Raw genomic sequence first — 4822 nt, forward strand, 5'->3', positions numbered from 1 at the left:
TGATTAACGAGACTAAGAAAATTATGGGTGACGAATCAATTGAAGTTACCGCGACATGCGTTCGCATACCAGTCGTATACGGTCATTCAGAATCGGTGTATGTAGAACTCAAGTCGGAATTCGATCTGGCCGAAGTCAAGGCATTGCTCGCAGATGCTCCTGGTATCGTGCTGCAGGATAACCCTCAGGAACAAGTGTATCCGTTAGCCTCAGATGCTGCCGGCAAGCTGGAGACGTTCGTAGGTCGTGTTCGTCGCGATTTGAACAATCCGCTCGCTTTGAACATGTGGATCGTCTCTGACAACCTGCTCAAAGGCGCTGCATGGAATGCGGTTCAGATTGCTGAATATATTGCCATTGAACAGCCAGAATGACTTATAGATCAATCTCTTGAAGGCAAAGGCAACCAAGTTTTGGAGGGAAGAAGATGCGCATCCTTGTGCAAAAGTTTGGCGGAACTTCCCTCTCCGATACCCAATCCAGAACTCATGCCATTCATCATATCCGACAAGCACTAGCCGAACAATATGCATTAGTCGTCGTTGTATCCGCTATGGGGAGACGGGGAGACCCTTACGCCACGGACACATTGCTGGACCTAGTCCGGCAGAACGGAAATGCCATTCCCGCAAGGGAGCGGGATATGCTTCTCGGCTGCGGAGAGATTATCTCTGCAGCTGTTCTATGCAGTGAATTGAATGCGTTATCGATTCCCGCAACCGTACTTACTGGAGGTCAAGCCGGAGTTCGGACAGATGCACGCTTCGGTAATGCACATATTGAATCGATTCAGCCTTCCCGGATTTTGCATTTGCTAAGTCTGGGGAACGTCGTTATCGTGACCGGGTTTCAAGGTCAGTCGGATGAATACGATACAACGACGCTTGGTCGGGGCGGGAGTGATACTTCCGCAACTGCTCTTGGATCGGCGTTAAAAGCGGAATACGTAGATATTTTCACCGATGTGAATGGTATTTTTACAGCGGATCCACGTCTAGTCTCTGAGGCTCAGTCCATTGTGAGCGTGACGTATGCCGAGATATGCAATATGGCCTACCAAGGCGCCAAAGTTATTCATCCCCGCGCAGTTGAAATTGCAATGGAAGCGAACGTGCCGATTCGGGTTCGTTCCACGTTCACTGAAGATTTGGGTACGCTTGTTGCTTCACCAGAATCATTGCGGAGCTTGAATAAACCGCTTAGAGATCGGTATGTTACAGGCATTGCCCATGTTCCATCTCTAACACAAATCCGAGTAGTTGCCGCTGAAGGGCAATATGACTTGCAATTGCGTGTATTCAAGTCGATGGCCCAACACCAGATTAGTGTCGATTTTATTAATGTTAATCCATCTGGCGTCATGTATACGGTCTTCGATTATGAAGCGGAGAGAGCGGTTGCTACATTACGTCAGTTAGGTTATGAGCCAGAATGGCTGCAAGGCTGCGTGAAGGTTTCCGTAATAGGCGGAGGCATGAACGGAGTACCTGGCATTATGGCACATATCGTAGAAGCTTTGACCGAAGAAGATATTCAGATTTTACAATCTGCCGATTCCAATACGACGATCTGGGTTCTGGTCCAGCAGTCAGATATGGTGAAGTCGGTACGTGCTTTGCATAATAAATTTCAATTTCACAAGTCAGTTTGATATGCTTACGTAGTGTATTTACTACGTAAATGCTAGGATTATGCTTACGTAGTGCATTTACTACGTAAATGCTTAGGGAGGGAAATTCGCGTGGATTTTGGAAGAGTTATCACCGCCATGGTCACCCCATTAAACGCAGATTTGACAATCGATTGGAAGCAAGTTGACACGCTTATTGACTATTTGATTGAAGAGCAGCAGACGGATACGCTTGTTATCAGTGGAACGACCGGAGAATCGCCTACGTTGTCCGATGAGGAGAAGCTGCAGTTGTTCGAAGTTTCGGTTAAGCGTGCACAAGGACGCTGTCGGATTATTGCCGGAACGGGCAGCAATGATACGCGTCACTCCATTCATCTAACACGCGAAGCTGAGAAGTTAGGGGTAGACGGAGTTCTGCTGGTAGCGCCMTATTATAACCGTCCTTCGCAAGAAGGGTTGTATCAGCATTTCAAGGCAGTTGCTGAGAGCACGAAGTTACCCGTCATGTTGTACAACGTCCCTCATCGTACGGGAATACAATTGGCCGCCGACACGACGATCCGGTTGTCCCATATTCCGAACATCGTAGCATCCAAGGAAGCTACACCCGATCTGAATCACATTACAGAAGTAATCTCGAAATCGAGTGAAGGATTCAGAGTCTATGGTGGTGATGATAGCCTGACATTGCCGGTCTTGTCTATTGGAGGATACGGTATTGTTAGCGTAGCAAGTCATGTCATTGGGAAAGAAATGAAAGCGATGGTGTTAGCCTATCTGAACGGCGAGATTCGCCAAGCAGCTGGGCTCCATGCCAAGCTGTTCCCGATCTTCACAGGGATATTCCGCGTACCTAGCCCAGCAGGGATCAAACACGCGCTGAACGTCAAGGGAATCGAAGTAGGCGGTGTTCGCTTGCCACTGCTCGCAGTTACGGCAGAGGAAGGCCGCTTTGTGGAGTCACTGTTTTAGGTTATAATAAGCTATACAGGGTACCTGCACTTTGGAAGGAAGAGCAGCATCGGCTTTTCGTTTTGGGGTACAATAATTTCACTCGACTTGTTTTAGGTAACAGGCATCATGTATAATAATGGCAAGTGACTGGTTCGGTTATTTTCTTGAAGGTTTGTTTTTATTGAGATCGTCGTCAAATTATATTAGGAGGTATAGTCTTGTCTAAGAAAAATATAGAGAAATTATCCATTTTCGCTCTTGGCGGCGTGGGCGAAATTGGGAAAAATATGTATGTTGTCCAATATGCGAATGATATTGTGGTCATTGACTCCGGATTGAAGTTCCCAGAAGAAGATATGTTAGGGATTGATATCGTAATCCCAGACATCTCTTACCTGATTGAGAATCGCGACAAAGTAAGAGCTATTCTTATCACCCACGGGCATGAGGATCATATTGGCGGATTGCCTTACGTGTTGAGAAGTCTGAACGTGCCGGTTTATGCCACGAAGCTTACGATGGGGTTGATCGAAAGTAAGCTGAAGGAAGCTAATCTGCTCGGCGATACGAAGCGGATTCTGATCCATGGTGAATCGGAGCTTCAACTCGGCTGCATGAAAGCGACCTTCTTCCGTACAAACCACAGTATTCCGGATTCCGTCGGCGTTTGTCTGGCAACACCGGAAGGGAATGTAGTGCACACGGGAGACTTCAAGTTCGATCAGACGCCAGTGAACGATCAATTCRCCGATCTGCATAAGATGGCTGAATTAGGTCGGAATGGTGTGCTGGCTTTGCTCTCCGACAGTACGAACGCGGAACGTCCGGGATATACCGGTTCCGAACGTACGGTGGGCAAGGAGTTGGAAGAAGTATTCCGTAGAGCGAAACAGCGCGTTGTAGTAGCGACATTCGCTTCTAACGTGCATCGGGTTCAACAAGTGATGGATGCAGCTGTTGCTACACGCCGTAAAGTTGCAGTTATCGGACGTAGTATGGTGAATGTAGTGTCCATTGCACAAGAGCTCGGTTACTTGAACATTCCGGATGGTATGTTGATTGAGCCGGAGGAAGTGAACAAGCTGGCAGCAGATCGTGTTGTCATTTTGTGTACGGGCAGTCAAGGTGAGCCGATGTCTGCTCTTACCCGTATGGCACGTTCTACTCATCGTAAAGTAGACATACTGCCGGGAGATACGGTGATCATTGCTGCAACTCCAATTCCAGGCAACGAGCGTTACGTAGGACGGGTAGTCGATGAATTGTTCCGGATCGGGGCTAACGTCATTTATGGACCAGGTTCCGTATCTGGTGTTCACGTATCTGGACATGGTAGTCAAGAAGAATTGAAACTCATGCTTAATCTGATTAGGCCTAAATTCTTCATTCCGATTCATGGTGAGTATCGGATGCTGAGACAGCATGCTCTGTTGGCTGAATCGATTGGCATGGATCGTGAAGATATATTTATTTGTGACATTGGGGACACGGTTGAAATTCAAGGTGGAGTGGCGCGCAGAGGATCGAAGGTCAGCTCAGGTAATACGCTGATTGACGGACTTGGCGTCGGGGACGTAGGCAACATCGTATTGCGCGATCGCAAGCTACTGTCCCAGGACGGTATCTTGGTAGTGGTAGTCACGCTCAGTAAGCAAGATGGAGCCATTATGTCCGGACCGGATATTATCTCGAGAGGGTTTGTATACGTCCGCGAATCCGAAGGGCTTCTGGATGAAGCGAATCGGATCGTAACCAACACATTGAACCGACTCATGGTTGAGAACGTCAACGAATGGGCGTCGCTCAAGACTCAAGTAAAAGATGCACTTGGACGATTTTTGTATGAACAAACCAGAAGAAGACCGATGATTCTTCCAATTATTATGGAAGTTTAGATGGGAAACGTACAGTCACTTGTACACCTTATATAACGTGTATGGGATCAAGCCCTTGGGATCACGAACCTCCCAAGGGCTTTTCGTTGTTCACGCACCCGCATAAAATTGCCGCTTCAACCTATACTAGGTAGGATCATTTCGTCAGGAGGCTGCCATGGATAAGTTCCCCACTAACGAGCAAGAGCCCCAGGAATTGCCGGATGAGAAAAGAAGAAATCCGGTGTTGGATAACATTCAACAATTAGGACAAACGAACACACCGGCCGCGGAATCGAACATTTACTGCATGACGATTATCGGGCAGGTAGAAGGGCATCTCGTGCTGCCGCCACAGAAC

General features: G+C 47.7%; 4 protein-coding genes and 1 pseudogene. All 5 read left to right on the top strand.

From position 1 onward, the window contains the following. Positions 1–374, top strand: a 374-nt coding sequence (locus AC1DWB_RS31340) for an Asd/ArgC dimerization domain-containing protein (protein ID WP_477545015.1), incomplete at its 5' end; no start/stop codon positions are given. Positions 375–427: 53 nt separating this feature from the next. Further along, positions 428–1651, top strand: coding sequence for an aspartate kinase (gene dapG / locus AC1DWB_RS31345; protein WP_477545016.1), 1224 nt, complete (start codon positions 428–430; stop codon positions 1649–1651). 90 nt (positions 1652–1741) lie between these two features. Beyond that, the gene (gene dapA / locus AC1DWB_RS31350) at positions 1742–2605 is read left to right on the top strand and encodes a 4-hydroxy-tetrahydrodipicolinate synthase (RefSeq protein ID WP_477545017.1); all 864 of its coding nucleotides are present in this window, start codon (positions 1742–1744) and stop codon (positions 2603–2605) included. 200 nt (positions 2606–2805) lie between these two features. After that, a complete protein-coding gene (locus AC1DWB_RS31355; protein WP_477545018.1) occupies positions 2806–4482 on the top strand; it encodes a ribonuclease J in 1677 nt (558 codons plus the stop codon). A gap of 157 nt (positions 4483–4639) precedes the next feature. After that, positions 4640–4822: pseudogene (locus AC1DWB_RS31360) on the top strand (translocation-enhancing protein TepA); the annotation flags it as partial.

The organism is Paenibacillus sp. P4_E11 (assembly GCF_056401635.1).

Bases quoted from the DNA above. Each gene is read 5' to 3' on its own strand.
- dapG (WP_477545016.1), top strand. From the start codon at position 428: ATGCGCATCCTTGTGCAAAAGTTTGGCGGAACTTCCCTCTCCGATACC.